Below are 860 nucleotides of genomic sequence, written 5' to 3' on the forward strand. Positions count from 1 at the left end.
GCCTGCAGCGCCGCGCGGTAGCCCGCCGCCCAGGCGTGCCAGCGGCGATAGGCCGCGCGCGCCGGCGATCCGGGCGGCGATTCCGCCAGGCGCACCCGCGCGAGATCCAGCAGGTGCCGCGACAGCTTGTCGCGCAGGTCGCCCGCCGCGAAGGTCAGCGAGCCGGCATGGCTGCGGTAGCGGATGATGGTGTCCGGGATCACGCGGTGGCGCGGCGCCGCCAGCACCAGGCGCAGCCAGAAATCCTTGTCGGCGGCGAGCGGGAAGCGGTCGTCGAAGAACCCCACGCGGTCGAACAGCGCGCGGCGGTAGATCGCGGCGTTCATGGTGGTGACGTTGCCGATGGCGTTCGCCTCGCTCAGCCCGACCGCCGCCTCGCCCGCCAGGCGGCGCAGCGTGATGTCGCGCCCGTCCTCGGTGGCGAAGAACTCGGCGGCGCCGATCACCAGGTCCAGCGCAGGGTCGGCCAGCGCAGCCTCGGCGGCGGCGAAGGCGCCCGGGGCATAGAGGTCGTCGCTGTTCAGCAACCCGACCAGCTCGCCCCGCACGCGCCGGAGGCCCTTGTTGAGCGCATCGTACAGGTTGCGGTCGGGCTCGCGCACCACGACCAGGTGGGGGAAGCGCGCCAGCACCTCGGCGGTGCCGTCGGTCGACCCGCCATCCACGATGATGTGCTCGAAGGATGGATGGCGCTGCGCCAGCACGCTCTGGATCGCCGCGCCGATGGTGGCGGCGCGGTTGAGGCAGGGGGTGACGATGCTGAAGCGCGGCGCGGTCATCGGCGCAGCGCCCTGCGCAGCCGCCGCGCCGCGCCGCCCAGCAGGAGCCGCTCCGCGGCGCGCGCGAGGCCGGGCGAGAGC

At 74.5% G+C, this 860-nt stretch carries 1 protein-coding gene; it reads right to left on the bottom strand.

What is annotated here, in order from left to right:
* The coding region (locus HW578_RS27165; RefSeq protein ID WP_198373803.1) for a glycosyltransferase family 2 protein at positions 1 to 779 on the bottom strand (779 nt) is incomplete at its 3' end.
* Between the last annotated feature and the right edge of the window lie 81 nt (positions 780 to 860).

The organism is Roseomonas rosulenta (assembly GCF_016106005.1).
In the GTDB taxonomy this organism is placed as follows: Bacteria; Pseudomonadota; Alphaproteobacteria; order Acetobacterales; family Acetobacteraceae; genus Neoroseomonas; species Neoroseomonas rosulenta.